The sequence below is a fragment of the Arthrobacter sp. zg-Y919 genome, from assembly GCF_030142045.1.
Classification (GTDB): Bacteria; Actinomycetota; Actinomycetes; order Actinomycetales; family Micrococcaceae; genus Arthrobacter_B.
The window spans coordinates 1,752,630-1,778,124 of sequence record NZ_CP126242.1; the positions used below are offsets into that span (position 1 = coordinate 1,752,630).

The following is a 25,495-nucleotide window of genomic DNA, read 5'->3' on the forward strand; positions in this document are numbered from 1 at the left end:
CGGGCGGACCCTGCCTTAGAAATGCAGGCGGACCACCTGCAGGCCGGTGCCGAAGTGTTCGTCGACGGCAGCGAGCAGGGCTAACCCGAAACCTACTGCGGCTGCCGCCGGACCGATCCTACTGTCGGTCAGCGGCCGGCGCCGAGTTCGATAAGCAGAACGCCGCCGGCAATAAGAACTATTCCCAGACCCATCAGCCAGGTGAAGGGCTCCTTGAACAGGACCTTGCCGAGGACGGCGGTCAGGGCAACGCCGGCCGCCGCCCAGATCCCGTAGGCGACGCCCAACGGCAGGCCGTTGGCGAGGGTGAGAGTGAGCATGACGAACGCAACCACGTAGCCGACGGCGACCCCGCCGTACCAGCGCCTGCGGTCGACGGCGAGGCGGAGACAGACGGTGCCGGCTACTTCGAAGACGATCGCGCCGATCAGGAATAAGTAGGCCATTACGCCGTATCGGCTTTCTTATGCGCCGCTTGGGACCCAAGTTCTACGCACAGCACCCCGGCGACGACCACGGCGATACCTATACCCATCAGGAGAGTGAGCGGCTCTCCGAAGACGAGCAGGGAGCCGATTGCGGTCAATGCGACACCGCTTGCTCCCCAGACGCCGTAAGCGACACCCAAGGCCATGCCGGTGCGCAGTACGACGGCGAGCAGGACAAAAGAGCCGAGATAACCAGCCGCCACCACGGCGTAGAGACCGGGACGGTCCAGCGCTCCCTTGAGCGAGAGCGACGCCGTCACTTCGGCCAGGATGGCTGCGGACAGAAGCAGCCACCCTTTCGCGCTGTTGCTCATCTAATGGTTCCTTCGGTGACGACGTGTGGTGGGACCTACGGCATGGTATCCGGAGTTAGTTCCCCTGTTCTGAGGAGCGACCGTGTTCCAGATCCGTCGGGATGCCGAGGAACGCAGGTTCCGGCGCCGCGCAGCAGGAGTCAGCAGCCGGCGCAGCTTCCGCCTCCGGAGCTCCGCAGCAGGAGGCAGCTTCCAGTGCCGCAGGTTCCGGCGCCGGAGACCCGCAGCAGGAGTCAGCCGCAGCAACCGCAGCAGCTGCCGGTTCCGGAGTCCCGCAGCAGGACACCTCTCCCTGATCAGCAGCACCGTCGGCGTCGCAGCCGGCCACCGTGTCGCAGCTGCCACCCAGGTCCGTGGAGCAGACCCCGGTTTCGGGCAGGACCAGCTGGACGTCGTCGGCCGCCTGCTGGTCCCCGGCCAGTGCTGCGGCAATGGAGCGGACCTGCTCGTAGCCGGTGGCCATCAGGAATGTGGGTGCCCGGCCGTAGGACTTCATGCCGGTGATGTAGAAGTCCTTGTCCGGGTGGGACAGCATCCGGGCACCGTGCGGTGTCACGGTGCCGCAGCTGTGGAATTCCGGATCGATGAGCGGACCGAGCGCCCGCGGTGCTTCCACGGCCGGGTCAAGATCGAGCCGGACTTCGCGCAGCATGTCCAGGTTGGGGCGGAAGCCGGTGGCCGGAACCAGCAGGTCCACGTCCAGCTGCGTCTCCCCGCACGGGGTAGTCGCGACGACGGTCAAGGAGTCGGCGCTCTTGAACCCGGTGATGGTGAACGAGGTGTGCAGTTCGATGCGGCCGTCCTCGACCAGGGTTCGCAGCCGGCTGCCGAGCGCGCCGCGGGCGGGCAGTCCGTCGAGGTCGCCGCCGCCGTACACGCCTGCCGCCGAGGACCGGCGGATGGCCCAGCTGATTCGGGTGTCCGGTTCCTGCTCGGCCAGCTCCCCCAGTGCCAGAAGCGTGTTCGCTGCCGAATGGCCGGCACCGACTACCAGCACGTGCTTGCCGGCGAACCGGGCACGTTCCCGGCCGGTAACATCCGGCAGCGGAGCGGTGATAAACCCTTCGCCGTACGCTTCGGCCTCCCCCGGTGCTGCGAGTCCGGCCGTGCCCAGCGGGTTGGGAGTGTTCCAGGTGCCGGATGCGTCGATCACGGCGCGCACCCGGTGATCGGCAGTTGTGCCGTCGGAGTTGCGGACGCGGACCAGGAACGGGGTGGTGTCCCGTCCGCCGGTATGGGTCTTGTCCAGGCCTTCCCGGCTGACGGCAACAACTTCGCTGTTGGTGTGGAGGGCGCTGCGGATGGCGGGGACCGCGGCCAGCGGCAACAGGTACTGCTCGAGGAGTTCCGCGCCTGTGGGCAGCGTGTCAGCGTCGGGTTCCTGCCAGCCGGTGCCCGTGAGCAGGCGGCGGGCGGCGGCGTCGACGTCGTACTGCCAGGGCGAGAACAGCCGGACATGCCCCCAGGCGCGGACGGCCGAGGCAGGTGCATCCCCGGCTTCGAAGATGACCGGTGTCAGTCCGCGTTCGAGCAGGTGCGCGGCGGCGGCCAGTCCGACGGGACCGGAGCCGATGACGGCGACGGGAAGCTGGGAGAGTTCGGTGTTCATGTGAAGGATCCTCGGGTGTTACCGGGCCGGCAGGAGGTCGGCGATGAGTGCGGTGATGCGGGCCTTGATGTCGTCGCGGATGGGACGGACGGCGGCCACGCCCTGGCCGGCCGGGTCGTCGAGCTTCCAGTCCTCGTAACGCTTGCCGGGGAAGATCGGGCAGGCGTCGCCGCAGCCCATGGTGATGACGACGTCGGACTCCTTCACCGCCTCGGTGGTCAGGACCTTGGGCAGCTCGGCGGACATGTCGATGCCCTCCTCGGCCATGGCTTCCACGGCGGCGGGGTTGACCGAGTCGGCGGGCGCGGAGCCGGCGGAACGGACTTCGATCCGTCCCTCGCCCAGGGTTCGCAGGTACGCGGCGGCCATCTGTGACCGGCCGGCGTTGTGTACGCAGACGAACAGGACGGAGGGCTTGGTTTCGGGAGTGCTCATCGGTTCATCTTTTCTGGAGAGGTGGGGACGGCGGGTGCGGCTGCAGGCCAGAACTTCTTCTGCGCCCAGAGGGCGGCGTAGACCAGGGCAACCAGGACAGGAACTTCGATCAGGGGTCCGACGACGCCGGCCAGGGCCTGCCCGGAGGTGACGCCGTAGGTGCCGATCGCCACGGCGATGGCCAGTTCGAAGTTGTTGCCGGCGGCGGTGAAGGCCAGCGTGGTGGTGCGGGGATACCCCATCTTCAGGATCCTGCCGAGGAGCATTCCGGCGCCGAACACCACCAGGAAGTAGACCAGCAGCGGCAGGGCGATGCGGACGACGTCGAGCGGGTTCGAGGTGATCTCGTCCCCCTGCAGGGCAAACAGCAGCACGATGGTGAACAGCAGGCCGTAGAGCGCCCACGGGCCCAGCTTCGGCAGGAACGTTCCCTCGTACCAGTCGCGGCCCTTCGCCTTTTCGCCAAGGGTGCGGGTGAGGAAGCCGGCCAGCAGCGGGATGCCCAGGAAGATCAGGACGCTGGCCGTGATCGCCCAGAAGGAGAACCCGGCGCTGGTGGTTTCCAATCCCAGCCAGCCGGGCAGGACCTGCAGGTAGAACCAGCCCAGCGCGCCGAAGGCCAGGACCTGGAACACGGAGTTGATGGCCACCAGCACGGCGGCGGCTTCGCGGTCGCCGCAGGCGAGGTCGTTCCAGATCATCACCATGGCAATGCAGCGGGCCAGCCCCACAATGATCAGTCCGGTGCGGTACTCCGGCAGGTCCGGCAGGAAGATCCAGGCCAGGGCGAACATAAACGCGGGGGCGGCGACCCAGTTAAGGACCAGCGAGGTGATCATCAGCCTGCGGTCAGCGACCACCCGGTGCGTTTCGTCGTAGCGGACCTTCGCCAGCACCGGATACATCATGACCAGCAGTCCGACGGCGATGGGCAGCGACACGTTGGAGATCCTCACCGAGTCCAGCGCGGGACCGATGCCGGGAACCAGCCTGCCCAGCAGCAGGCCGGCGGCCATCGCGGCGAGGATCCAGACCGGAAGGAACCGGTCCAGGGTGGACAGCCGGGCGGTGACCTGGCCGGTCTGGGGTGGTGCGGTGGACGTGCTCACAAAGCTCCTCGGCTGCGACAGTGGCAGGACATCGACAGGGCGCCCGACATTGACGAATATCGATATCTTTCGGATTCGAGTATCCCGGCATATATCGATGCCTGTCAATCTGTGCATAATGGGTTGGTGACCACTGCACTGACAGTTCCCGCTCCGGCCGTTGAGGCCTGCTGCACCCCGCTGACCTCCGAGGCATTGAGCCTTGAAGACGCGCAGCGGTTCGCCCAGCTGCTCAAGGCCGTGGCCGAGCCGACCCGGCTGCGTCTGGTTTCGCTGATCGCCGCCCAAGAGAACAAGGAAGCCTGCGTCTGCGATCTCACCGAGCCCATCGGGCTGGGCCAGCCGACGGTCTCCCACCATCTGAAAATCCTGGTCGACGCCGGTATCCTTCACCGCGAGAAGCGCGGCGTCTGGGCCTACTACTCCATCGTTCCGGGCGCATTGGAGCGCGCGGCTGCGGTTCTGTCGCCGCGGTAAACAGCATGCCTGCGGCGGTGAAGGGCGCTCCACCAGTCGTCCGCCCTTTGCTGGCGTCGGACTGGCCGGCGGTCCGCACGATCTACGCGGCCGGCATCGCGGCCGGCCAGGCCACCTTTGAAGACAAGGTCCCCGGTTGGGAGGCCTTTGATTCGGCGCATCTACCCGGACTTCGGCTCGTTGCCGAAGCCGGCAATGAGATTCTGGGTTGGGCCGCTGCCTCCCCCGTTTCCCCACGTGCTGCCTACCGGGGCGTCGTCGAACAGTCTGTCTACGTTGCCCCCGCAGCCCAGGGCCGCGGGATCGGCAGGCTCCTGCTGCACGCACTGGTAGCGTCCGCCGAGAACTCGGGGATCTGGACGCTCCAGTGCAGCATCTTCCCTGAGAACACGGTTAGCCTCGCCCTGCACATCGCCGAGGGTTTTCGACTGGTCGGCAGGCGGGAACGTGTGGCAAAGATGATGCACGGACCGCATGCCGGCGAATGGCGGGACACCCTGTTCCTGGAACGGCGCAGCGGCATCGTCGGAACCGACTGAATCGGACGACCAACAGTGCGGGCTGGGGCTACCCTTCCGGATGGCCCCTGCTGTTGGATTGCTATCGGCTGCAGATGTCCTGAAGGTTGACTGCTGCCGCCATGGCCGCGTAGCCCGCGTCATTGGGATGCAGGTGGTCACCCGGATCGAACCGGGGCTTGAGCCGGCTGGGGTCTGCCGGGTCCCGGACCACGGCGTCGAAATCGATGACCGCATCGAATTCCCCGGATGTACGGATCCAGAAGTTCACGGCCTGGCGGTCCTGCTCACCCGCGGTGTTGTACTTGCGGGCGCCGCCAAAGGGGGTCAGCGTGGCACCGACCACCCGGATGCCCTGGTCGTGGGCGCGTTGGGTGAATTGCCGGTAAACGGCGATCAGCGAGGCAGGATCCAGTGCTCCGGATGTCCGGGCGATGTCATTGATCCCCTCAAGGAGGACCACGCTCCGCACGCCGGTCTGGTCAAGCACGTCATCTTCGAAACGTGCCAATGCCGAGATTCCTGCGGTACCGGTGTCCTCCAGTACACGGTTGCCGCTGATCCCGGAATTGAGCACGCCGCACTGCAGCGCTTCGGGCCGCCGGAGTAGCCGGTCGGCAACCTGGTCCGGGTACCGGAGGTTGGCATCATCGGATGAGGCGTATCCGTCAGTGATCGAGTCGCCGAAGAAGACCACCGAACCGAGCGCATTCGAACTCGTGTCCACTCCCGCCAAGAAGTAGCGTGACGTGTCCAGGGCTTCGTAGGCATCCGCCGGGCGGGAGGTGGCATCTCCATCTGCGCGGTACGACGTCGCCAGTCCGAGGCTGTGGATTGATGCCGGTCCCGTGGGTCCGGGTAGGTACAGGCTCACCGATAGGTCGGAATCGCTTTCCACCGGCAGCTGCACGGGATCCGAGACCCATTCGGCGCCGGCCGGAATGCTTACTGATGTGGCACCGCCGAAGGTCACCTGGCGTAACTGGTCCGGGTCCGGGTCCTCTGCTGCGGTTCCGGGAGATACGGCAGCGGAGCCGATCACCAACGCGGTGGTGCCGAAATCGTTACTGATCCGGAGGCGCAGGCTGTCTCCTCCCACGGACAAATGAGTTGTTTGCCTAAGCGTGGTGTCGGTGAACCCCGCCCCGGAAATGGTGCCTGCGGCGCCCGCCGGGGTCATCGCAGCAGCCCAGCTGCCTATCCATGGTGCTGTGGGTGCCGATCCCCGCGTACCGCGTTCCGGTGCCACGGCGTGGGCGCCGGCATCACCACCGGAAGTTGCCTCCGGGCCGGAACGATTTTCCGTGGCCGCCAGGGCAACTGGGACGCTCAGTGCAGCCGTCAAAAGGCCGGCCAGCATGAGCACGAAGCTGGACCGGGTAGTTGGGTGTCTCACTTCTGCATTTCCTTCGTGCTCATTCTCCTGGTGGCGGGTGCCAGGCGTGTAGTCACGTTAGCATCAGGAATTCCTGGCCAGGCGCGAACCCCTACAGCACCACCTCAAACTCGAGGCGGTCGTGTCGGATGCCGTTCACCTGCACTTCCAGGGCGTGGATGCCAGCATAGTGCCGGCGGGTGGTCATCTGCCGGAAGCCGTGCCGGCCGCGCAGCTGCCGGGACTCCCCGGGCTCCAGGGACACCGCGGTCAGTTTGAAGACCTTCTCCGCCGTGGATCCGTTCGCCTTGACGTAGTGCACTGCGTAATCGACTGACAGCCGGGCCGGAGCGTCGCCGGTATTCGTCAGGACAAAGTTGAAGGCGAGCTCGCCGGGCAGGGCCAGAACGGAGGTTTCCGTCCGCAGCCCGGTGACGCTTACCTGCGCCGGCGTGAACCCCATCAGTTCCAGGGCCCGCGGATTGCCCTTTTTGACCAGGGTCCGCAGGCTGCGCCGGACCACCCAGGTGCTGCCGGGCGTGCCGGTCTGCTGCCAGCGTGCGGCTGCTTCAAGGACCAGCTCCGGCGCGTGCCGGGCCAGATCGTTGGTGTGGTTCGCTACCGACCGGCGGACGTATTCGGACTCGTCGTTGTGCATCGCATCCAGCAGCGGCAGCGTCGCCCCTGACGTGGCGAGCAGCAACGGCACCCGGACAGCCCACGGCAGGTAGGGCCGGGTTCCTTCGCTGGCCAGCCGGCGCACGTGTTCGTTGGGATGGTTTGTCCAGGTCTGCATGATCGCCAGTGCCCGTTCGTGATCGGCCTGCAGCAGCCGGCGGATGGCGAACTCGCTGGTCAGCCGCGGAGTCAGTTCCGCGAGCAGGGCCAGGGCATCGTCGAAGGCCTGGGTGCCGCCGTCGTCCAGCGCCAAAGTGACAGCCGCCTCGGTGACCGGCCACAGCGCCCAGCCCGTAAACGTCGGATCCTCCAGCGCGGCACGGAATGCCGTTGCGGCGGCCGGATAGGTGCCCAGCGCGCGAACGAGCGCGTGTGCGACGACGTCGGTCCGGCCGCGCAGCGACAGCGGTTCCAGCTGGGTCCGGGCGGCCAGCACTCCGTCCCAGACGACACCGGGTGCCGCGGCTGCCAGTGCCTCGGACAGAACTTTGACCTCGTTCGACCCCAGCAGGTCATCCATCGCGCCCATGGTGCTCCCCCGTTACTTTGATGCCCGCATCGATGAGTGATCCTTTGGCTAGGTTCCGCTGGTTTCCCCGGTAACGCGCCGGTAGGACTCGGCAATGATCCCTCCGAGGACGTCAAGGTCCACCTTGCCCAGGTCCTTGATGTAAAGGCAACCGGCACCGGTCGTATGGTCACCGAGCCGCGACAGCTGCTCGGTGTACGGGTCCACACCATCAGGAAGGTAAACCGTGGTGGCGCTCCTGCGCGGCGAGAATGCCGCCGCTCCGGCATCCCCCTCGCGCCCACTGGCATATTTGTAGTGGTAGCTGCCGAAGCCAACAATCGACGGCCCCCACATGGCCGGCTGCTCTCCGGTGATCCGCGTCATCAGAGCGACCAGTGTCCGGGCGTCGCGCCGGCGCACGGGTGACGCCACACCGTCGATGAAGCGGCTGACGCTGGTGTTTGTTGGTTCCATGATGTGGCTCCTCGTCGAAGTGCCGGCCGCCAGATCTACCGCGTCCGCGGGTCCGGCATCAGGACTTCCACCTGCGGTTTTTCATTCCGCTTGGCCTTCCACCAGACAAAGAAGCCAGCCAGGGTGAAGCCCCCGTAGAAGAGGTACATAAAGGCGGTGGCGTAGTAGCCGGCGCTGAAGAGCAGCGGCACGCCGACAATGTCCACGGCCACCCAGATGAGCCAGAACTCGACCCAACCTTTGGCCATGCCGTAGGTGGCGAGCAGTGATCCGACGAAGGTCCAGGCATCCGCCCATACCGGTTCATAGGAACCCAGCCGGGCGAAGACAGGCGTCAGGGCAACGGTGCCCAGCAGCATGATGACCACCAGTCCGATCCGTTCCCGGCCGGAGGCCCACTGCGGCGTCACGGCCGCGCCGCCGCTGGTCTTGCTTTGCTGCCAGCGCCGCCAGCCGTAAATCGACACGGCAATGAACATGATCTGCCGTCCGGCCTGCCCCAGCAGGGTGGCCGTATCCGCACCGCCGAACATGGAGCCCAGGAAGACGGTCAGCAGGAGCAGGTTACCCAGGATGCCGATCGGCCAGGCCCAGACTTTGCGGCGCATGCCGCCTAGGGCGCTGAGCAGCCCGAAGATGTTGCCGACTAGTTCGCGCACCAGCAGTGAGCTCTCGCCCACCGGAATCTGTGCTTCAAAGAGCCACCGTAGAAAATCCATGTCGTCCTATCCCTCAGCGGGTGCTCCGGGGGTACGACAGTACGGTGCGTCGCCGGGGTACGACCGGTCCGAGGGGTCACCCCTGGAAAGAGGGACCTCGAAGGGTCGGCAAAGCCGGCGGAACAACAAACTGCACGTGCTTCTCCCATCCAGACTTTAACTGTCGGTATCGGAATTTCACCGATTCAACCGAACCGCTTCCCCGAGGTTTTCGGATCGGCAGTGCGGGTCGCGGACTATAACCGCCGGTTCGGAATTACACCGACCCCGGAGCACGTTTGTTGCTAACTATTCTTGCACAGCCGCTTCGGCCTGCGCGCGCAGTTTGCGGATAGCGTCATTGGGATCACCCGAGCCGTACACGGCCGATCCGGCCACGAACACGTTCGCACCCGCCTCCGCTGCCCGTTCGATGGTTTCCGGCGAGATGCCGCCGTCCACCTGGATCGCCAGCGGCAGCCCGGAGCCGCGGACGGCCTCCGCGGCCCGGCGGATCTTGGGCAGTGTGATGTCGAGGAACTTCTGTCCGCCGAAGCCGGGCTCCACCGTCATGATCAGCAGCATGTCCAGCTCGGGCAGCATGTCCAGGTACGGCTCCACCGGGGTGGCCGGGCGCAGCGCCATGCCGGCCTTGGCGCCGCGGTCCCGCAGCTCGCGGGCGAGCTTGACCGGCGCCGCCGACGCCTCCACATGGAAGGTCACTGACGCAAGGCCGGCCTCCGCGTACAGCGGCGCCCAGCGGTCGACGTCGGCGATCATCAGGTGCGCATCCAACGGCAGCGCGGACACCTGCTGGATCCGTTCCACCACGGGCAGCCCGATGGTCAGGTTCGGCACGAAGTGGTTGTCCATCACGTCCACGTGCACGGCGTCCGCCGCGCTGATCCGCTGCAGCTCGGCTTCGAGGTTCACGAAGTCGGCGGAGAGGATGCTCGGGTTAATGCAGCACTTGCTCACGAAGGTTTCTCCTAGATTTTGCGGCGGATCAGCGCCAGGAACATGGCGTCGGTGGCGTGGATATGCGGCCAGAGCTGGGCGGTGGATTCATGCCCGGCTTCCAGCGCACCGGGCAGGCTGGCCGCGTCCAGTGCCGCTCCGGCGTCGAGCAGTTCCAGGTCGTTGCGCTTCCGCATCACATCGGCGACGACGGCGGTGGTCTCCGCGGGGTGCGGCGAGCACGTCACGTAGGCCACCACTCCCCCGGGTTTGACGGCGTCCACGGCGGTGGTGAGCAGTTCGCGCTGCAGGATGCCGAGTTCGCCGACGTCGGTTGGCTGGCGGCGCCAGCGGGATTCCGGGCGGCGGCGCAGGGCGCCGAGGCCGGTGCAGGGAGCGTCGACGAGGATCCGGTCGAAGGTTTCCGGGTAGTCCTCGGCGATGGTGCGGCCGTCGCCGGTGCGGACGTTCCAGGTTTCCCCGGGGACGGCGTCCAGGGCCTGGCGGACGAGCTGCGCACGGTGCGGGGCGGGTTCGTTGGCCAGCAGCACGGCGCCCTGCTCGTGGGCGAGGGCGGCCAGCAGGGCAGCCTTGCCGCCTGGGCCGGCGCACATGTCCAGCCACTTCTCCACGCCGTCTTCGTCAATCGAATCACCGTTGAGGTCCACCTCGGCAAGTGCGCGGGCCACCAGCTGCGAGCCCGCGTCCTGCACCCGTGTGGTGCCGGCGCGGACCGAGTCGAGGCGGCCGACGTCGCCGGCGGAGAACAGTGCGGAGTCCTTCACGAGTTCGCCGTCAACGGCACCGGCGGCGCGGGCCTCGTCGAGGTCGCCGAGGCCGGGCAGCGCAACCAGGTTCACCACGGGCGCGTCGTTGTCGGCGCGCAGCAGATCGGTGATCTCCTCGACGCTGCGGCCGTGCGCCACCAGGGACTGGCGCAGGGCACGGACAATCCACTCCGGATGTGAGTGCTCGATGGCGGAGCGCCGAACCGCGTCCGTTTCCCCTTCAGTAAGAAGTTCCACCCACTCGTCCAGGCTGCGGGCTGCGACCTTGCGCAGCACGGCATTGATCAGGGCGGACGGCCCGGCACCGATGACGGCGCGGGCCAGGCCCACCGTCTGATCCAGGGCTGCGTGGGCAGGTACGCGCATGGCCAGCAGCTGATGCGTGCCGATCCTCAGGGCGTCGAGGACGGCGGGGTCCAGGCGTTCCAGCGGGCGGTCCACGCACTTGGCGAGGATGGCGTCATAGGTGCCCTGGCCGCGCAGTGCGCCGTAGGCCAGTTCGGTGGCGAACCCGGCGTCACGCTTATCCAGCCGGTGCTTGCGGATGCTCTTGGGCAGCACCAGGTTGGCATAGGCGTCGTCGCCGGAGACGGCACGGAGCACTTCGAAGGCGACGAGCCGGGCCGGGTCCGCGGCACGGGTGCGCTGGCCGGGGGCTGCTGCGGTGCGGGTCTTGACGGCGGCGCGGCGGCGTTCGTGGCCCTTGTCGTTGCGGTGTTTGTTGGGTTGGTCGGGCTGGGGGGTCATTCGAAGACCACGTCCTCACGGTTGGCGAGGCCGCGGGCCCAGTCGGCCCCCGGCATCATTTTCTTGCCTGCGGGCTGGACACGCAGCAGTTCGAGTCCGTGTGAGCCGGTGCCCACGACGGCGGCGGCGTCCCCGCCGCCGGTGAAGCGGACCTGGCCGGGGCGCAGGTCGGTGACGTCGGAGCGCAGCCTGGCGGCACCGATCTTGAACCGGGCGCCGTCCCAGGTGGTCCACGCACCGGGTTCGGGGGTGACGCCGTTGATGCGGCGGCGGATGGCCAGGGCGGGCTGCTGCCAGTCCACGCGGGCATCGTCGATGCTGAGCTTGGGAGCCAGCGTGATGTCACCCTGCTGCGGCACCGGCACCGCTGCGCCGGCGTCGACCGCACTGAGCGTCTGTGCGAGCAGTACCGCACCGGAGTGTGAGAGGCGTTCGAGCAGGTCGCCGCTGGTGTCCTCCGGCCGCACCATTTCGGTGAGCGTGCCGTAGACCGGGCCGGTGTCCAACCCGGTTTCGAGCAGGAAAGTGGACGCGCCGGTGATGTCGTCGCCGGCAATGACCGCGTGCTGCACCGGGGCGGCGCCGCGCCAGGCGGGCAGCAGCGAGAAGTGCAGGTTGATCCAGCCGTGTTTCGGCACGGTGAGGGCGCGGGCCGGAACCAGGGCGCCGTACGCAACGATCGCGGCGACGTCGGGCTCCAGCGCCGTGATGGCCGCGATGGCCTCATCGTCCACCTTCGCGGCGCGGATCACCGGCAGGCCCAGTTCCTGGGCGCGGGCAGCCACCGGCGAGGGGGTCAGGACCTTCTTACGTCCCAGCGGGGCGTCCGGACGGGTGAGAACGCCGACGACGTCGAACCCGGCCTCCAGCAGCGCATCCAGTGAGGGCACGGCGACCGCAGGGGTGCCGGCAAACAGGACTCGAAGTGCCACGGGCCCTACGCCCCGGCCGGAGTGCCGAAGGAGCCCTTGCCGGCCGTGGCCTGGCCGAAGGTCCCGAAGCTGGAGCCCACGCTCTGGGCGCGCTGGGCGATGGTGCGGTCCGCGATCGCATCATATTCGCGCTGGCGGATGGCGCGCAGCGCATCCTTGCGGTCCTCGCCCTCGAGCCGGTCGATATAGAGCGAACCGTTCAGGTGGTCAGTTTCGTGCTGGAAGCAGCGGGCGAGCATCCCTTCGCCCTCGATGCTGATCGGGTTGCCGTGCAGGTCGACGCCGGTGACGCGCGCCCAGCGGTAGCGCGGTGCCGGGTAGCCGAGGCCAGGGATGGACAGGCAGCCCTCAAGCTGGTCCGGCTGGCGGTCATCGCTCAGTTCCAGGACGGGATTAACGACGTGGCCTGACTGGCCGTCCACCCGGTAGGTGAAGACCCGCAGGCTGACGCCGACCTGTGGTGCTGCCAGTCCGGCACCTTCCACGTCCTCCATGGTTTCCTCCATGTCCGCTACCAGCTTCGCCAGTTCGGGGCCGAAGTCGGTCACGTCTTCGGCGCGGGTCCGCAGGACCGGGTCGCCGAGCGTGCGGATATTCAGGATGGCCATCGGGGGTTCGTTCCTCACTGTTGCTGCATGGGATCGAATCCAGTCTAGTTGGCTCCGCCGCCCACCGGGACGATCAGCGCTGGGGAGCGCCGGACGGGACGGAAGTCTGCTGGTCCGGGGACGGCTGCTCCGGGGCCGGCGCGTCCTGGTTGGGTGCCGGCGCTTCTGGCACCGGTGCTGCGTGCGAGCCCACCGGAGGCGGCGGCACGGGCAGCAACGCACGCCCGGCTGAGACGGCGTCGATGTTGGTCTGCCAGACCCGGCGCAGGGCGCAGAACTTGAACCAGTGCTGGGGCAGCACATCCGGGTTGGCCCGCATGGGCCGTACTTCGGTCTGGCCGACGGCAACGCCCAGCAGCAGCGGGGACTGACCGTATGCCCAGGGCTCCCAGGTGCCGGCACCGGCGTCGACCAGCGATTCCTGCGCCTTCATCCCCGCGACCAGCTGCATAACCACCTTGTCGTCCAGCTGCTTGACCTGGCCGTCGCGGTCGGTGTTCTTGGTCTTGTAGTCGATGAGGCACAGCCGTCCACCGATCCGTGCCACGAGGTCCAGCGTGCCGGCGTAGCCCAGTTCGGCGTTCCACACCGTGATCTCAGGCGCGATGGGCTGGACGTCGTAGAGCTTCCACCATTCGTCGAACCGGTCCGCGAACTGGTGTTCTCCGCGGGCAGCCAGTTCCTCACGCGCACGTTCGACTTCATGCGGACGGTCCAGGGCCCGGAGTGCCACCTGCTCACAGTAGAAGTGCACCCGGGTGCCCCGCTGGGCGGCGGCGTCGCGGTAGCGTTCGGAGGCCGAGGAGGCTTCCTTCACCACGGACCGCAGCTGCGAGGGACTGCCAAGGGCGGCGGTGAGCTTCGGATCCTTGACGACGGCGGAGGCCGCCATGTAGCTGTGCCAACCGTCCAGGGAGGTGGACCCCTGCGAGATTACGGTCGTGATGGACGGGACCGTCGGCGGCTCCGAGAGGGACCGCGAGTACATCCGTCCGTATTCGGTAGCGTGGGCCAATGCTGGTTCAGTCATGTTTCCAGTCTGCCACCCGGCGGCGACACTCCGGGTGCAGGGCTGCCGGGACGGACCTTGTGTCCGGGCCGCCTCATGCAGCCGGCCTTTACCGTGTGCCCCCGGACCGAATGCGGCTGATCACTGCGTCCACCCGGCTCCGGATCTCCGCCCTGCTGCCGGCCAGTCCGTACGGGGGGCCGTCGTCGGTGGTTCCCCACGGTACAAGGACATCGAAATCGAGCTCACGGACCAGCGCCAGGCTATTGAGGTAGGCCTGCCGCAGCGAGGGGTCCAGGACCACGGCCTTCCATTCGCCGTGCTCAATCCAGAGGAAATCTCCGGTGAAGAGGAAGCGACCGTTACCGCTGTCCCATAAATAGGTGGCGGTGCCGGCTGTGTGGCCCGGTGTCGGAATCACTTCCAGGTCGCCGTCAATCATTTGCCGGTCCTCGAACACGGCGGCTACCTCCATGGCGGCAGCCACCTCGGTCCGGTCACCGGCGTGCACATAGACCGGAACATCCAGCCCGGGAGCGCCGTACATGGCTTCATGGGCGTGATTGATCAGCAGCCGTCCTGCGCCGCCCAGTTCCCCGATGGCTTGATGCGCGCTGCCGATCCCGGGCGAGTTGTAGATGATGACGTTGCCCGCGGGCCGTTGGAGGACATAGGAACGCAGCAGCACATTGTCTTGATAGGGCAGGCGGGCAGTTGGCGTGGCCAGCAGGCCCTCCAGGGGGTTTGCCAGCTGGCTGGTCTCCGGCTGCGGCATCGCGCCCCTTCCTCCCGGTGGTGTCCAGTGGTCCACGTTTCTGTTCCAACTGCACAGCATGCGCCTGCCGGACAGGATACGGAAGCGCCCCAGACACAGAAAGGCCGCCACCTTCCCGTAGGGAAAGTGACGGCCTGTGCTGGTGGGCGATACTGGGTTCGAACCAGTGACCTCTTCGGTGTGAACGAAGCGCGCTACCACTGCGCCAATCGCCCTTCTTTGCCAGATCCTTTTGCTGGATCCAGCTGGTGTACCCGAAAGCACTCCAACGTCTAAAGATGCTAGCCCACATCCTGCACGACTCCAAACCAGTGCGGAACCCCGGGACCGATTGGACGAACCCGCAAACGTCCTATAGAGTTTTTCTTCGTTGGAAAGCGGGGGTTCGCCTCGGAAAGCGCAAGCAATCCGGGGTCAAAAGCTCCCTGCATGATCAACATGCGGACGTAGCTCAGCTGGCTAGAGCACCACCTTGCCAAGGTGGATGTCGCGGGTTCGAATCCCGTCGTCCGCTCGCAAGTCACTGTACAAGCCGCTCCTGGTTTTCTGGGTCGGTTCTCCAAAGCTTTATGCGGCGGTTACGGTGGGGTGGCCGAGAGGCGAGGCAGCGGCCTGCAAAGCCGTATACGCGGGTTCGAATCCCGTCCCCACCTCCACAGTGGTAAGCAGTATGGCAAGACCCATTTATGGGCGCGATTGGCGCAGCGGTAGCGCGCTTCCCTGACACGGAAGAGGTCACTGGTTCGATCCCAGTATCGCGCACGAACAGTACTGTTTCAGTGCTTTTCTTGCGGACGTAGCTCAGCTGGCTAGAGCACCACCTTGCCAAGGTGGATGTCGCGGGTTCGAATCCCGTCGTCCGCTCTCCCTTCTGCTTATGGTTTTCCAGGATTCGTCCTGAACGGGCCGAGCAGTTTAGGGCGCGATTGGCGCAGCGGTAGCGCGCTTCCCTGACACGGAAGAGGTCACTGGTTCGATCCCAGTATCGCGCACGGACAGTTTCGACTGTTTACATTTGCGGACGTAGCTCAGCTGGCTAGAGCACCACCTTGCCAAGGTGGATGTCGCGGGTTCGAATCCCGTCGTCCGCTCTCCCCCGGTCCTGGTGGCCGATCTGGAAGGAACAGGTTTTTACCTGTTCCTTCTTTTGTTTAACTCCGTTTTGTCCTGACACCTCCGCTTTGTGGCAATCCCTCCGGCGCGCAGTGCAGGGATTGCCACAAAGCGGAGGAATTGCGGCTTGAGCACGGACGCCAATGGCAATACTAAGTTTGCTTATTAGCTGTCCCATAGATAAAGTGTCTCCAGTAAAGAAAAAGTCGACATGGTTCAGTAGCGGAATCAAAGTTGCATGGCCAATAGGCCGCTCGTACCACTACATGAGGAGAACCACATGACTACGCAGACTCACAATGATCACTCGAACACCACTGTTCGCAACGCCAACGACATCAAGGTGTCGACGCGCACGCTCGAATTCGCCGTTTACGTTCTGGCCGTCATCGCCACGATCATCACGGCTGCTGTTGTTGGCGACAATGCCAGCGAAAACGGTCTGGATGCATTCAACGCCGCACAGGCCATGCAGTACATCACCTTCCTCACGGTCGGTCTGATGGTTGCCCGCGGCCTGGCCAAGTCCGGCCACCGTGGACACAACAACCACAACGCGTAACCAGCGTTTCCCGGCCTTGTGCCGGACATTGATTCAGGCGCGGCACCTTTGGGTGCCGTGCCTGAATTGTTTAACCGCAGCCGCCCGGCGGAGCGGCGTTTACGGCATTCGGGACCTTTTCTCGAATCCGCCGATGCTAATACCGGCTTATATCCTCGCGGGTCCTAAAGTGTGTCTTATGCAAATTTGCCCTCTGGACCTTCATGATGACGTTGTGATGGCCGATGCCTACCGCATTGAATGCGCGGCAACGCAAAGCGTCCGAACCGGCTGGACTCCCCTCGTCAAGGAAGCCCGGTTCCTGGCGTGGCGAACTCCGAATGGGTGGCGGAACCATGTGATCGGAGCATGGCACGGGACCACCCTGCTTGGCTTCGCGGCCGGCATGAATTCAGCCGATACCCCGGACACCACCTGGATATTCGTTTGGGTCGATCCTGCCCACCAAAACGCCGGGGTTGGGTCCGCGTTGGCGCGTGCGGCCGAAGACGCCAGCCCGACGTCGACCACGAGGTTCGTGGCAAGTGCTTACCGTTCCACCCCAGCCGAAATCGACGCGTTCACTCGAAACTTCGCTTGCCCTCTGGGCTACTCTCCGGCAACCACCGAAACCGTTGTGGAATTGGTTCTCCGCGACAGCCAGCTTGCCGGCCCGACGACGGCGCCCGGTTACGAAATCTCCACCTACGTCAATGGCGTCCCGGAGCACTTCCGTGAACAGGTGGGGCAGATCAAGGGCCTGGTTGATGCCGAGGCGCCAAACGGAGAGCTCGGCTGGGGCGAGACCACGGTATCGCCGGAGGAATATGCCGAGGAGATGAACCTCTGGGTCGCCCAAGGGTCCACGGTGTTTGAGTCGATCGCCGTGGACGAAGCTGGAAATGTTGCGGCATGGACCTGCCTGGTGGCGGCCGCCGATCCCGAACGGCCGGCGCAGATTGAAGGAACGCTTGTGGTCTCCGCCCACCGCGGCCACGGTCTCGGAGCAGCCGTGAAGCTGGCGTCGCTGCAGCGTGCTTCTGAGACGGGCAATGTCTCCAAGGTCCGGACCAGCAGCGATGACCGGAATGTGTGGATGCGCTCCATCAACACCAGGATGGGTTTCACGCCGGTCGAAACGGAGATCATCCTGCAGAAGGCAACCGTCACGGCGTAGCGGTATCCGCTGTCAGGTGGGCGGCATACATCTTCTCGAAAGTGGCATGCAGGGACCAGAACTGGGAGGCGGGTATGGCGGTACCCGCGACGGCGGCTTCCATATACGTCAGGTGCGTAATCCAGCCGGGACCGTAGGAATCGACGAGGGTCCCGAGATCGTGATGCGCGAAGTTCATCACGGTCCCTGTATCGGTGCCGCGAAGCTGGATGACGATGCGCGATTCGGGTTCCTCCGGGAACTCCCAAGACATGGCCAGCTTACGAGGGCGGTCCATATCAGTGATGACGCTCCTGGACAGATAGCCTCCGCCATGGTCCACAGAGACCATCCCGCGCGGCCTGACGTCGCATTCGGTTGGCCGGCCCAGCCATTGGGACAAGAGGGCGGCGTCAGTAAATCCTGCCCAGACGGCCTGTGCCGGCGCGGGAAACGCCCAGGAAATCAGAAGTGTTCCGTCGGCAGTTGATACAGAGGTGAGCGGCATGGCCACGATTGTGGCACACCTGTGGATGTCCATTCCGCTCCGGTCCTGCGTGTCACGAACCGGACTGCGCCCCGGGGTTTATCCGGCTACAGCATCCGTTCTTCCAGCTCGGCCAGGAACCCGCGGGCAGCGGACATTCCGGGGTCCGCTGCATCGGCTCGACGGATGGCGCCCGAGAGGATCTTTGCGGCCTGGGCCGTATCGCCCTTGCTGTCAGCGAGGACTACGGCGTTGTCCAGGCTCCGGCCAAGCGGCGAGGACTCTGCCTTAGCCTGCGGAACCGGCCCTTCATTCATGATTCGGATCCAGTTCCCCGCCGGATCAATCAGACTGAATCCGGTCCTGCCATCGGCGTTTGCGCGTGGGCGCGGGCGGGTGATGCGCGGATAACCGGAGACCGGGAGCCGCCCGTAGGCGGTCTTCAGACCTGCAGCGAAAGCTTCGAAAAGGGATCCAGTGTCTGCCACCAGGATGCCGCAGGTGCTGTGTGATTCCTCGGCACGGTGCCCCTCCAGCCCGTAGTAGTGCAGCGGAAAACCATATCCTTCCACTGCGACATAAGGGTTGGGCTTGGTCTGCCGGTACCGGATCTGAAAGCCCAGTGCGGAGAAGAAGGCAGACATCTCGTCGATATCCGTGCACGGAAGCATCGGAATGACCTGCGGAGGCATGCCCATATTGTGCGCCGCCGCGCAGCCAGCGGACAGGGCTGCAGCAAACTACTGTGGATCAGACCCCGGGAGTGAACGAACCACGTCGTTGTAGACCCGGGACAGTTCCCGGTGACCCGGGCCGAGCTGCAGCACGGGTGCCACGGTGACGTGGCCATACAGCTCAATCATCGTCTCTCCTACACACCAAACGGCGGAGCGGTTTCCCTGCCTGGTTTCCTCCAGCGGAACTCCGTACGCGTCGATCAATCCCTGCCGGACGTCCTCGTATCCGGGAAGCACCTGCGGTCCGGGGTAGAAAAAGAAGTTGAGTGAAAACAGGCGTCCTTTCAAAGCGGCCCACGAACCGTTTTCCATCTCGATACCGGGCATTGTCAGGTTGCCCTCTGTCGATGGTTCCACCAGATCACCCGGCCGCGGCGGCAGGGGCATGCATCCGATACCCGCAAGGTACTCCCCCAAACCGCCCGGATCCTCCGGCCAGGTCTGTCCCACCACCTTGCCCACCAGTTCCACGATGAAGTCAGGGTTCGGGTCGAGAAGGACCTCGGTGGCTGCTGTTTCGTCCATGCCCGTACTGTATGTCTGCAATGCCTGCAGACGCACCATGTTCGCCGGGCCCGGTTGAAAGGAACCTTCCATGACTATTGCCATCTTCGGCGCCACCGGGCAGCTCGGCGGCCTCACAATCGACGTACTGATCAGACGCGGAACCGCGCCGGGCAACATCCTTGCCCTGGGCCGGAACCAGGATCGACTGACTGAACTCGCGGACCACGGCCTGCGCACCGCTCGGGTCGACCTCGACGATGCCGCCACCCTAGCCGGTGTGCTGGACGGCGTCGAAAAGGTATTCCTCATTTCGATGAACGAACCGGGACGCCGGGTTGCGCAGCATACCAACGCCGTCGAAGCGGCGCGGACCGCAGGCGTCCGGCAGCTGGTCTACACCTCAGTACTTGAGGCGCCGACGACGGTTCTCGCCCTCGCACCCGAGCATCGGGCCACCGAGGAACTGATTTCCGCATCGGGTATCCCGGCGACGTTCCTCCGCCACGGCTGGTACACGGAGAACCACCGGCAGGAGTTCGACGTCGCCCGCCAAACCGGCGTCGTCGCCAATAGTGTTGGTGGAGGGCGTATTGCCAGCGCTCCGCGACGCGACTATGCCGAAGCCGCAGCCGTCGTGCTCAGCACCCCCGGCCACGAAGGCGAAGCGTATGAACTGTCCGGGGACACCGGCTGGACCTACACGGAGTTCGCGGCTGCCGCACAGGAGATCCTCGGGACCCCCGTCCGCTATGAGGTCCTCACTCCGGAGCAAGAACAGAAGCAGCTGATCGGCCTCGGACTTGATGAAGGAACCGCAGGATTCCTCGGCATGCTCAACGCCAACATGCGCGACGGTGCGTTGGCTCCGGCGACGGGTGAGTTGTCCAAGCTGATCGGCAGGCCCACCGAGCCGCTGATTGAAACTATGCGTTCCTGGATGCCCTGAGGGATACCCCCGCACGAGGTCTCCATACTCGCTTCGGGGCCTCCCCAACTACTTGGTTTTTCTGCACGCCGACGTCGTTCATGTGAAGAAACTACGTGGTCGCCGAACCCGGCCGATCCTAGGCTCAGAATGCCTCGGCCGGGGGCGTGGCGGGAACCATGGGAGGCCTCGAGGCGAGTCTCGCATTGCACACCACCAATGCTGAGGAGATCACAGTGAAGAAATCATCACCCGTACTCGCCGTCCTCGCGGCTACGGCAGCCCTGGGGTTGGCGGCCGCACCTGCGTCCGCCGGCGGCCGGCACCACACACCGTCACCATCCCCCGTACCTGTTGCCGGGGAGGTGACCATGGTCGCCGACAGCCTGGTCAGCCCCCTGAGTTTCGCCGTCGGACGCGGCGGCACCCTCGACGTCGCCCAGTCCTTTATTGGACTCCTGACCCGCATCACCGACGACGGCGAACCGGAGGTCATCGCGGCGGCGCCCGAAGGCTATGGGACGGCCTCTGTTTCCCGCACGCGCGGCACCACCTACTACACCGTGGGCACCGGCGCAGGCACGAACGATCCGGCGGCGAACATCACGCTGCTTCAGTCGGTTGACCAGGACGGCACCATCCAAACCGTCGCCGACATCTCCGCCTTTGAATACGCCGAGAACCCGGACAGCATCAACACGTACGGATTCGAACAGGCGCTTCCCGCCGAATGCGCGGCACAGCTGCCGCCGGGTATCGGGGCATCCCCCTACACCGGCCTGCCCGACTCGAACCCGGTGGCTTCCCTTCCCGGTTTCGGCGGCATCATCGTTGCCGATGCGGGAATGAACGCCCTCATCCAGGTGGGCGACGACGGCGCCATCGAGACTGTCGCGGTGCTGCCGCCGGTGCCGCTCACCATTACCGCCGACACGGCCGCGGCCTTCGGATTGCCGGCATGCACTGCGGGACTGACCTACAACCTGGAACCGGTGCCGACCGACGTCGAACGCGGCCCGGACGGCGCGCTGTACGTGACGTCGCTGCCGGGCGGCCCGGAAGGGACAACACCGGGGGCGGTTTTCCGGGTTGATGATTCCACGGGTGAGTCGGAACTGGTGGCCACAGGGTTTGCCGGGGCCACCGGACTGGCAGTGAACGACAACGGCGACATCTTTGTCGCAGAGCTGTTCGGCAGCCGGATCTCGGTTGTGCCTGCAGGTTCGGACACCCCCGAACTCTTCCTTGAGGTTAATCAGCCGGCCGCACTGGAATTGCGTGGCGATGCGCTGTACGCCTCGGTGGATGCCCTGGTCGGCGGGACCCCGCCAGAGCCAGGCACTGAGGAACCGCCTACTCAGGAGCCCCCGGAGCCCCCGGAGCCGCCGGCCGAGCCGGAGCCGTTGACGGGGAGCAGCATCATCCGGATTTCCCTCGACGACAACTGCGGCGGGTACCACCACGGCGGCGGACATTCCGGAAACGGCCTGGGGGATGACGGCTCCGGAGAATAAGCCGATATGCCCGCAGAGAAAAAACCTTTCCTCCACCCCCTTACGGGACCTACGATGGATGCGAACGGGAAACGAGCGGGTTTCCCCTGTGAAAGGAGGTGATCCGTGTCTGTATTTGACGAGCTCAAGGGCAGGGCCGGTGAGCTGAAGGAAAAGGCCAGCGGATTTGTCGGACAGAATGCCGACAAGATCAAGGGCGGCATCGACCAGGCAGGCAACTTCGTCGACCAGAAGACGGGTCGCAAGTACTCCAGCAAGATCGATGGTTTCCAGAGCAAGGCCTCCGAGGCGGTTGATAAGACCAACCGCAACCGCGAGCCGGGTACCGGCAACGGTCCCGGGCAGACGCCTCCGGCCTAACCAGCCCCAAGAGCACGACAAAGAAGCACCGGTCCCGCCGTGAGGCGGCACCGGTGCTTCCGTCGCTTAAGTGGGTAGTGCTAGGACTCTTCGCCGGTCTGGCCTTCGCGGGCCAGTGCGGTCAGGCGGGAAACGGCGCGGAAGTACTTCTTCATGTAGCCTCCGGCCATCATTTCCTTCGTGAACAGCTGGTCGAACGGCACGCCGCTGGCCAGGATCGGCACGTCCTTGTCGTACAGCCGGTCTGCAAGGACCACAAAGCGCAGCGCCACGGACTGCTCGGTGATGGTCTGCACGTTGTGCCAGGCCACGGCGTCCACGCCGTCAATCATCTGGCGGTACCGGCTCGGGTGGACCTGCGAGAGGTGGTTGATGAGTTCGGAGAAGTCGTCCACGGCGACGGTCCGGCCGGAGAACTCGGTTTCCATCCGCGCCTCGAGTTCCCCGTCGGCCAGCGGCTGCGGGGACTCGGGCAGCCCGCGGTGGCGGTAGTCCTCGCCGTCGATGCGGACGACGTCGAACTGGTCGGCCAGGACCTGGATCTCGCGCTGGAAGTCGACGGCGGCAAAGCGGCCTTCGCCGAGGGAACCAGGCAGGGTGTTGGACGTGGCGGCGAGCTTGACGCCGGCGTCGGCCAGTTCCCGCATCAGGCGGGACATCAGCACGGTGTCGCCCGGATCGTCGAGCTCGAATTCGTCAATGCAGACCAGCTTGTAGGCGCTCAGCGCGTCCACGGTTTTGCGGAAGGACAGGGCACCGACGAGGTTGGTGTATTCCACGAACGTGCCGAACGCCTTGGGCCCTTCCACCGCATGCCAGAGGGAGGCCAGCAGGTGGGTCTTGCCGACACCGAAGCCACCGTCCAGGTAGAACCCGGCCTTGGTTTCGGGCTTCCTGCCGCCGAAGAACTTCCGCAGGCCACTGGGCTCGGGTACGTCGACGTCGGCCGCGAAGGAACGCATCGCGGAGACGGCTTTGGCCTGTGAGGGCTGCGCCGGATCGGGACGGTAGGAATCAAAGGAGACGCTGCCGAACCGGGGTGAGGGGAAGAATCCCTGCAGCAGTTCATCCACCGATACCTGGGGAGTCCGTTCTGTCAGGTGCTCGAGTTGTGCCACTGCGCGCTTTTCCGTCCGTTTAGTGCCTGCGTCCGACATCAAACGTGCCGGATCTGCGGCGTTCTGCCGCCCTCGCAACGATACGCCAACGGGTCCGGGAATCCGGAAACGCTGCCGGTGGACCGGGGCGGGTCTGCGGTTCATAGTCGGAGTATGAGGCTGTGGGAAACAACCGTACGGTCCGGGCAGTATTCGCCGGAAGAGCGGGCCTTGATGGCTCTGGAGTTTAGTACTGCCACAGCGTCCATGAGCGCCGGCATCCTCCTGGCACTGCGCCCCGACGGCGCATTTCTACATTCCGCTCCGTACGTGCTGCGGCGTACCCCGTTTTCCGACTGGCGGCTTCCCGGTCTGCTCCTTGCCGCGGGTTGCGGCAGCGGTTACCTGACCGCCGGGCTGCTGCATCTGCGGCGTAACCGAGCGGCCCGGCGTGTTTCCGTGGCCGCCGGGCTTGCGCTCATCGGTCTGGAAGCGTGGGAAATGGCCTTCATTGAGTATCAGCTGCTGGAGCTGGTGCTCTCCGGGGTCGGAGCCGCCGTCGTCGTGCTGGCGCTGCGCCTTCCGAGGGGAACGGGTCAGAACGGCGGCACCCGTTCCTGCAGTGATCCCTTCACCTCAGGCTCCTCCTGTTTCGCTCGGGTGGCATTCATACCCCGACCTGATGCCGATACGGCAGTGTCCAGTTCCAGGAAGGGCTCGGTCCGGTAGACCCTCCCGGTCGGTGAGGTCCACTCGATCACCCCGGGCGTCGGTTGGCAGGCTTTCCAGTAGCCCAGGGTCTTGAACCGGTGATGCCGCCGGCACAGGTGTTCCAGGTTTCCGTGGTCGGTGGGACCGCCTTTTGCCCAGTCGATCGTGTGGTCGATGTCCGAGCTTGCGGTGCTGACCCGGCAGCCCGGGAACCGGCAGGTCCCGTCCCGGGCTCGGAGCCAACGGCGTAGTCCGGCTGGGACTTTTCTCCGCCTTCCCACCCCGAGGATTTCCCCGGTCCGCGGATCCTGGGCCAGTCCGGTCCAGCCTGCCGCGTTGCGGGCCAATCGGCGGGCGGCTTCTGCGCTGATAGGTCCGTAGCCGTGCAGTTCTGCCGGCCGGTCGTCGGCGCCGAAGAGGGTTTCGGCGTTGATGAGGACCATGATTTCCGCCCGGGGCACGGCAGTGGCTTCATCACTGTTGGTCGTGCCGGCTGGGGCCGCGTCGTGGTCAACGCCGATCATGTCTCCCCCGTTCGTCCCTCCTCCAGGCGGTGACCCGAAGCCGCCGTTACGCGGCGAGCCGAGACCGCCCATCAGCAGCTGCGCCAGGATGTCGGCCCGCAGCTGATCCGCAGTCCTCGGATCCCCGTCCGCTTGCTCTCCCCGCGCTGCGGTAGTCAGGGTCGTGTAGATCTGCTGGGCTTCTTCCGCCCGCAGATGAGCCGACAGGCAGGACATGCCATCCTCTTCACGATCCAGAGTGACCTTGCGCTGCTCGAACGCGGTGAGGTGCCTTTTCGCGATCGTGTCCGGATACTGTTTCTCCCGCAGCCGCCGGGCCTTGGCGGACAACTGCGCCCGGGTCTGCCCCTCGGCGGCCTTGAGCAGGCTGGCTTCGAATTCCGGCAGCGCATCAGCGGGAAGGTTCTCACACTGGTCCAGGACGACCTGCGCGTGGGCGTAGCTGAACCGTCCTTCCTCCATACCGGCCAGCGTGGCGGAATGGGTGTTGCAGAGGGTGCCCGCTTCGAACATCAACCGCTGGGCGGTGACCTGCGGAACGTTCAGAATGGCCGCGCATTCGGACGCTGCAACGCTGAACGCCATCCCCGGCTCGACCCGCCCCGAACCCGCGGAGAAGCGGTTCCGGAAGATCTCCTCCATCCGGTCCATCAGACGGGCCTGCTGCGCCTGCGCCCAGGAAATGAGGTGTGCCATCCTGCCCAGGGCTTCACCGGCCATGTCCTCGTCGAAAGCTTCGAGGTTTTGCAAAGCCAACACCCCGGTGAAACCGTCCGGGTACGCAGGATCGCGGCTGGGGTCCGCGTCAGCGGCAGGCTCAGCGGTGGCGGCGTCGGCAGGACCGGCGGCGGCAGGCTCAGCGGCGTCGACGTCTGCTTCCCCGGCACCTAAGTCGGCCCGGAACACCGACAACGTGCAGGACACCTCGGCCTGACCACCCGGCTCGTCCGGCTGGTGGTCTTCGCTGCCTGGCTCTTCGGTTGTCGGTTCGGTATTCCCGAGCTGATCCATACCTCAGGATTTCATCCCGCACTGACATTTTGGGGTCCAAAAACAGGCCCAAACGGGCCGGTCAGAAACCTTCAAATACGCGTCTTTCGAGGCGGACTACTTGCACGGAAATCCGGTACGTCGCACGGTCTCAGCCGGCTCCAGAGACGTGAAGTCGAGGCCAGGTTCCGCTCCGGATGCCAGCGCCCCGGAGCCCCCCGGACCAGCACCACCGCGATGGCCGCCCAGGCCTGCCACGGATAACAGCATGACCTCGTAAGCCTCCGGGCCCCAGCCCGTGGAAGTTTTCCGTCGCCGTCGTCGTTAGGCT

27 protein-coding genes, 7 tRNA genes and 1 riboswitch are annotated in these 25,495 nt (G+C 65.7%); of the genes, 13 read left to right on the forward strand and 21 right to left on the reverse strand.

Annotation, left to right across the window (positions count from 1 at the left end; translation table 11 throughout):
- Positions 1 to 128: 128 nt before the first annotated feature.
- Genes QNO10_RS08275 through arsB form a run of 5 tightly spaced genes read right to left on the reverse strand, consistent with a single transcriptional unit; the run spans position 129 to position 3,955 of the window.
- Positions 129 to 446, reverse strand: coding sequence for a DMT family transporter (locus QNO10_RS08275; RefSeq protein ID WP_229947864.1), 318 nt, complete (start codon positions 444 to 446; stop codon positions 129 to 131).
- Positions 446 to 802: a DMT family transporter gene (locus QNO10_RS08280; protein ID WP_229947861.1), complete on the reverse strand. Its 357-nt coding sequence runs from the start codon at positions 800 to 802 to the stop codon at positions 446 to 448. Before QNO10_RS08280 ends, QNO10_RS08275 begins: the two co-directional genes overlap by 1 nt.
- A 55-nt stretch (positions 803 to 857) precedes the next feature.
- Positions 858 to 2,411, reverse strand: coding sequence for an FAD-dependent oxidoreductase (locus QNO10_RS08285; RefSeq protein WP_229947859.1), 1,554 nt, complete (start codon positions 2,409 to 2,411; stop codon positions 858 to 860).
- Between the two features lie 18 nt (positions 2,412 to 2,429).
- Complete coding sequence (locus QNO10_RS08290; RefSeq protein WP_229947856.1) at positions 2,430 to 2,846, reverse strand: arsenate reductase ArsC; 417 nt, start codon at positions 2,844 to 2,846, stop codon at positions 2,430 to 2,432.
- Complete coding sequence (gene arsB / locus QNO10_RS08295) at positions 2,843 to 3,955, reverse strand: ACR3 family arsenite efflux transporter (RefSeq protein WP_283995875.1); 1,113 nt, start codon at positions 3,953 to 3,955, stop codon at positions 2,843 to 2,845. Before arsB ends, QNO10_RS08290 begins: the two co-directional genes overlap by 4 nt.
- Positions 3,956 to 4,081: 126 nt before the next feature.
- Here arsB and QNO10_RS08300 point away from each other — a divergent pair, with 126 nt between their 5' ends.
- Together QNO10_RS08300 and QNO10_RS08305 are read left to right on the forward strand one after the other, a co-directional pair.
- A complete protein-coding gene (locus tag QNO10_RS08300; RefSeq protein WP_229947854.1) occupies positions 4,082 to 4,432 on the forward strand; it encodes an ArsR/SmtB family transcription factor in 351 nt (116 codons plus the stop codon).
- A 5-nt stretch (positions 4,433 to 4,437) separates the two neighbouring features.
- Entirely contained in the window at positions 4,438 to 4,971 is a 534-nt protein-coding gene (locus QNO10_RS08305) for a GNAT family N-acetyltransferase (RefSeq protein ID WP_229947851.1), read from the forward strand.
- Positions 4,972 to 5,032: 61 nt separating this feature from the next.
- Here the strand turns inward: QNO10_RS08305 and QNO10_RS08310 are convergent, their stop codons facing one another.
- From QNO10_RS08310 to QNO10_RS08360, 11 genes are all read right to left on the reverse strand, one after another.
- Positions 5,033 to 6,346: an SGNH/GDSL hydrolase family protein gene (locus QNO10_RS08310; RefSeq protein ID WP_229947850.1), complete on the reverse strand. Its 1,314-nt coding sequence runs from the start codon at positions 6,344 to 6,346 to the stop codon at positions 5,033 to 5,035.
- A 91-nt stretch (positions 6,347 to 6,437) separates the two neighbouring features.
- Positions 6,438 to 7,532: a DNA alkylation repair protein gene (locus tag QNO10_RS08315; RefSeq protein WP_229947849.1), complete on the reverse strand. Its 1,095-nt coding sequence runs from the start codon at positions 7,530 to 7,532 to the stop codon at positions 6,438 to 6,440.
- A 48-nt stretch (positions 7,533 to 7,580) separates the two neighbouring features.
- A complete protein-coding gene (locus QNO10_RS08320) occupies positions 7,581 to 7,988 on the reverse strand; it encodes a DUF1801 domain-containing protein (protein ID WP_229947848.1) in 408 nt (135 codons plus the stop codon).
- 35 nt (positions 7,989 to 8,023) lie between these two features.
- On the reverse strand, positions 8,024 to 8,707 hold the full coding sequence (gene pnuC, locus QNO10_RS08325) for a nicotinamide riboside transporter PnuC (RefSeq protein WP_229947845.1): 684 nt from the start codon (positions 8,705 to 8,707) through the stop codon (positions 8,024 to 8,026).
- Between the two features lie 133 nt (positions 8,708 to 8,840).
- Positions 8,841 to 8,986, reverse strand: a riboswitch (FMN riboswitch).
- 9 nt (positions 8,987 to 8,995) lie between these two features.
- Complete coding sequence (gene rpe, locus QNO10_RS08330; RefSeq protein ID WP_229947841.1) at positions 8,996 to 9,664, reverse strand: ribulose-phosphate 3-epimerase; 669 nt, start codon at positions 9,662 to 9,664, stop codon at positions 8,996 to 8,998.
- An 11-nt stretch (positions 9,665 to 9,675) separates the two neighbouring features.
- Complete coding sequence (locus QNO10_RS08335; protein WP_229947838.1) at positions 9,676 to 11,178, reverse strand: RsmB/NOP family class I SAM-dependent RNA methyltransferase; 1,503 nt, start codon at positions 11,176 to 11,178, stop codon at positions 9,676 to 9,678.
- Positions 11,175 to 12,110: a methionyl-tRNA formyltransferase gene (gene fmt, locus QNO10_RS08340; RefSeq protein ID WP_229947835.1), complete on the reverse strand. Its 936-nt coding sequence runs from the start codon at positions 12,108 to 12,110 to the stop codon at positions 11,175 to 11,177. Before fmt ends, QNO10_RS08335 begins: the two co-directional genes overlap by 4 nt.
- 5 nt (positions 12,111 to 12,115) lie before the next feature.
- Positions 12,116 to 12,718, reverse strand: coding sequence for a peptide deformylase (gene def / locus QNO10_RS08345; RefSeq protein ID WP_229947832.1), 603 nt, complete (start codon positions 12,716 to 12,718; stop codon positions 12,116 to 12,118).
- A 73-nt stretch (positions 12,719 to 12,791) separates the two neighbouring features.
- Positions 12,792 to 13,748 carry a PD-(D/E)XK nuclease family protein gene (locus tag QNO10_RS08350; RefSeq protein WP_229947830.1) on the reverse strand — a complete coding sequence of 319 codons (957 nt, stop codon included), beginning with the start codon at positions 13,746 to 13,748 and terminating at the stop codon, positions 12,792 to 12,794.
- Between the two features lie 88 nt (positions 13,749 to 13,836).
- Positions 13,837 to 14,502: an MBL fold metallo-hydrolase gene (locus QNO10_RS08355; RefSeq protein ID WP_229947828.1), complete on the reverse strand. Its 666-nt coding sequence runs from the start codon at positions 14,500 to 14,502 to the stop codon at positions 13,837 to 13,839.
- A gap of 140 nt (positions 14,503 to 14,642) precedes the next feature.
- Positions 14,643 to 14,717: transfer RNA gene (locus QNO10_RS08360), tRNA-Val, on the reverse strand.
- A 225-nt stretch (positions 14,718 to 14,942) separates the two neighbouring features.
- Between QNO10_RS08360 and QNO10_RS08365 the strand changes: the two genes are divergently transcribed.
- The 8 genes from QNO10_RS08365 to QNO10_RS08400 all read left to right on the forward strand — a co-directional run bounded on the left by QNO10_RS08365 (position 14,943) and on the right by QNO10_RS08400 (position 17,333).
- Positions 14,943 to 15,016, forward strand: a tRNA-Gly gene (locus tag QNO10_RS08365).
- A gap of 68 nt (positions 15,017 to 15,084) precedes the next feature.
- Positions 15,085 to 15,158: transfer RNA gene (locus QNO10_RS08370), tRNA-Cys, on the forward strand.
- A 34-nt stretch (positions 15,159 to 15,192) separates the two neighbouring features.
- Positions 15,193 to 15,264, forward strand: a tRNA-Val gene (locus QNO10_RS08375).
- Between the two features lie 28 nt (positions 15,265 to 15,292).
- Positions 15,293 to 15,366, forward strand: a tRNA-Gly gene (locus QNO10_RS08380).
- A 56-nt stretch (positions 15,367 to 15,422) separates the two neighbouring features.
- Positions 15,423 to 15,494, forward strand: a tRNA-Val gene (locus QNO10_RS08385).
- Between the two features lie 25 nt (positions 15,495 to 15,519).
- A tRNA-Gly gene (locus QNO10_RS08390) sits at positions 15,520 to 15,593 on the forward strand.
- Positions 15,594 to 15,895: 302 nt separating this feature from the next.
- Positions 15,896 to 16,177 (forward strand): hypothetical protein, encoded by a 282-nt coding sequence (locus tag QNO10_RS08395; RefSeq protein ID WP_229947826.1) that lies wholly within the window; start codon positions 15,896 to 15,898, stop codon positions 16,175 to 16,177.
- Positions 16,178 to 16,355: 178 nt separating this feature from the next.
- On the forward strand, positions 16,356 to 17,333 hold the full coding sequence (locus QNO10_RS08400) for a GNAT family N-acetyltransferase (protein WP_229947824.1): 978 nt from the start codon (positions 16,356 to 16,358) through the stop codon (positions 17,331 to 17,333).
- On the opposite strand, the gene QNO10_RS08405 is transcribed toward QNO10_RS08400, so the two are convergent.
- The 3 genes from QNO10_RS08405 to QNO10_RS08415 all read right to left on the reverse strand — a co-directional run bounded on the left by QNO10_RS08405 (position 17,323) and on the right by QNO10_RS08415 (position 19,061).
- Complete coding sequence (locus tag QNO10_RS08405) at positions 17,323 to 17,820, reverse strand: SRPBCC domain-containing protein (RefSeq protein ID WP_229947822.1); 498 nt, start codon at positions 17,818 to 17,820, stop codon at positions 17,323 to 17,325. The two genes, QNO10_RS08400 and QNO10_RS08405, sit on opposite strands and share 11 nt — an antisense overlap.
- A gap of 86 nt (positions 17,821 to 17,906) precedes the next feature.
- Positions 17,907 to 18,491 (reverse strand): DUF8817 family protein, encoded by a 585-nt coding sequence (locus QNO10_RS08410; RefSeq protein WP_229947820.1) that lies wholly within the window; start codon positions 18,489 to 18,491, stop codon positions 17,907 to 17,909.
- 48 nt (positions 18,492 to 18,539) lie between these two features.
- Positions 18,540 to 19,061: a hypothetical protein gene (locus tag QNO10_RS08415; protein ID WP_229947818.1), complete on the reverse strand. Its 522-nt coding sequence runs from the start codon at positions 19,059 to 19,061 to the stop codon at positions 18,540 to 18,542.
- A gap of 70 nt (positions 19,062 to 19,131) precedes the next feature.
- On the opposite strand from QNO10_RS08415, the gene QNO10_RS08420 reads away from it, so the two are divergent.
- The 3 genes from QNO10_RS08420 (at position 19,132) to QNO10_RS08430 (ending at position 21,842) form a co-directional block, all read left to right on the forward strand.
- Positions 19,132 to 19,989, forward strand: coding sequence for an SDR family oxidoreductase (locus QNO10_RS08420; protein ID WP_229947816.1), 858 nt, complete (start codon positions 19,132 to 19,134; stop codon positions 19,987 to 19,989).
- A 215-nt stretch (positions 19,990 to 20,204) separates the two neighbouring features.
- A complete protein-coding gene (locus QNO10_RS08425; protein WP_229947814.1) occupies positions 20,205 to 21,482 on the forward strand; it encodes a ScyD/ScyE family protein in 1,278 nt (425 codons plus the stop codon).
- A gap of 105 nt (positions 21,483 to 21,587) precedes the next feature.
- Positions 21,588 to 21,842: an antitoxin gene (locus tag QNO10_RS08430; RefSeq protein ID WP_229947812.1), complete on the forward strand. Its 255-nt coding sequence runs from the start codon at positions 21,588 to 21,590 to the stop codon at positions 21,840 to 21,842.
- Between the two features lie 80 nt (positions 21,843 to 21,922).
- Here the strand turns inward: QNO10_RS08430 and zapE are convergent, their stop codons facing one another.
- The gene (gene zapE / locus QNO10_RS08435) at positions 21,923 to 22,960 is read right to left on the reverse strand and encodes a cell division protein ZapE (protein ID WP_229947809.1); all 1,038 of its coding nucleotides are present in this window, start codon (positions 22,958 to 22,960) and stop codon (positions 21,923 to 21,925) included.
- A 575-nt stretch (positions 22,961 to 23,535) separates the two neighbouring features.
- On the reverse strand, positions 23,536 to 25,185 hold the full coding sequence (locus tag QNO10_RS08440; RefSeq protein ID WP_229947807.1) for an HNH endonuclease: 1,650 nt from the start codon (positions 25,183 to 25,185) through the stop codon (positions 23,536 to 23,538).
- Between the last annotated feature and the right edge of the window lie 310 nt (positions 25,186 to 25,495).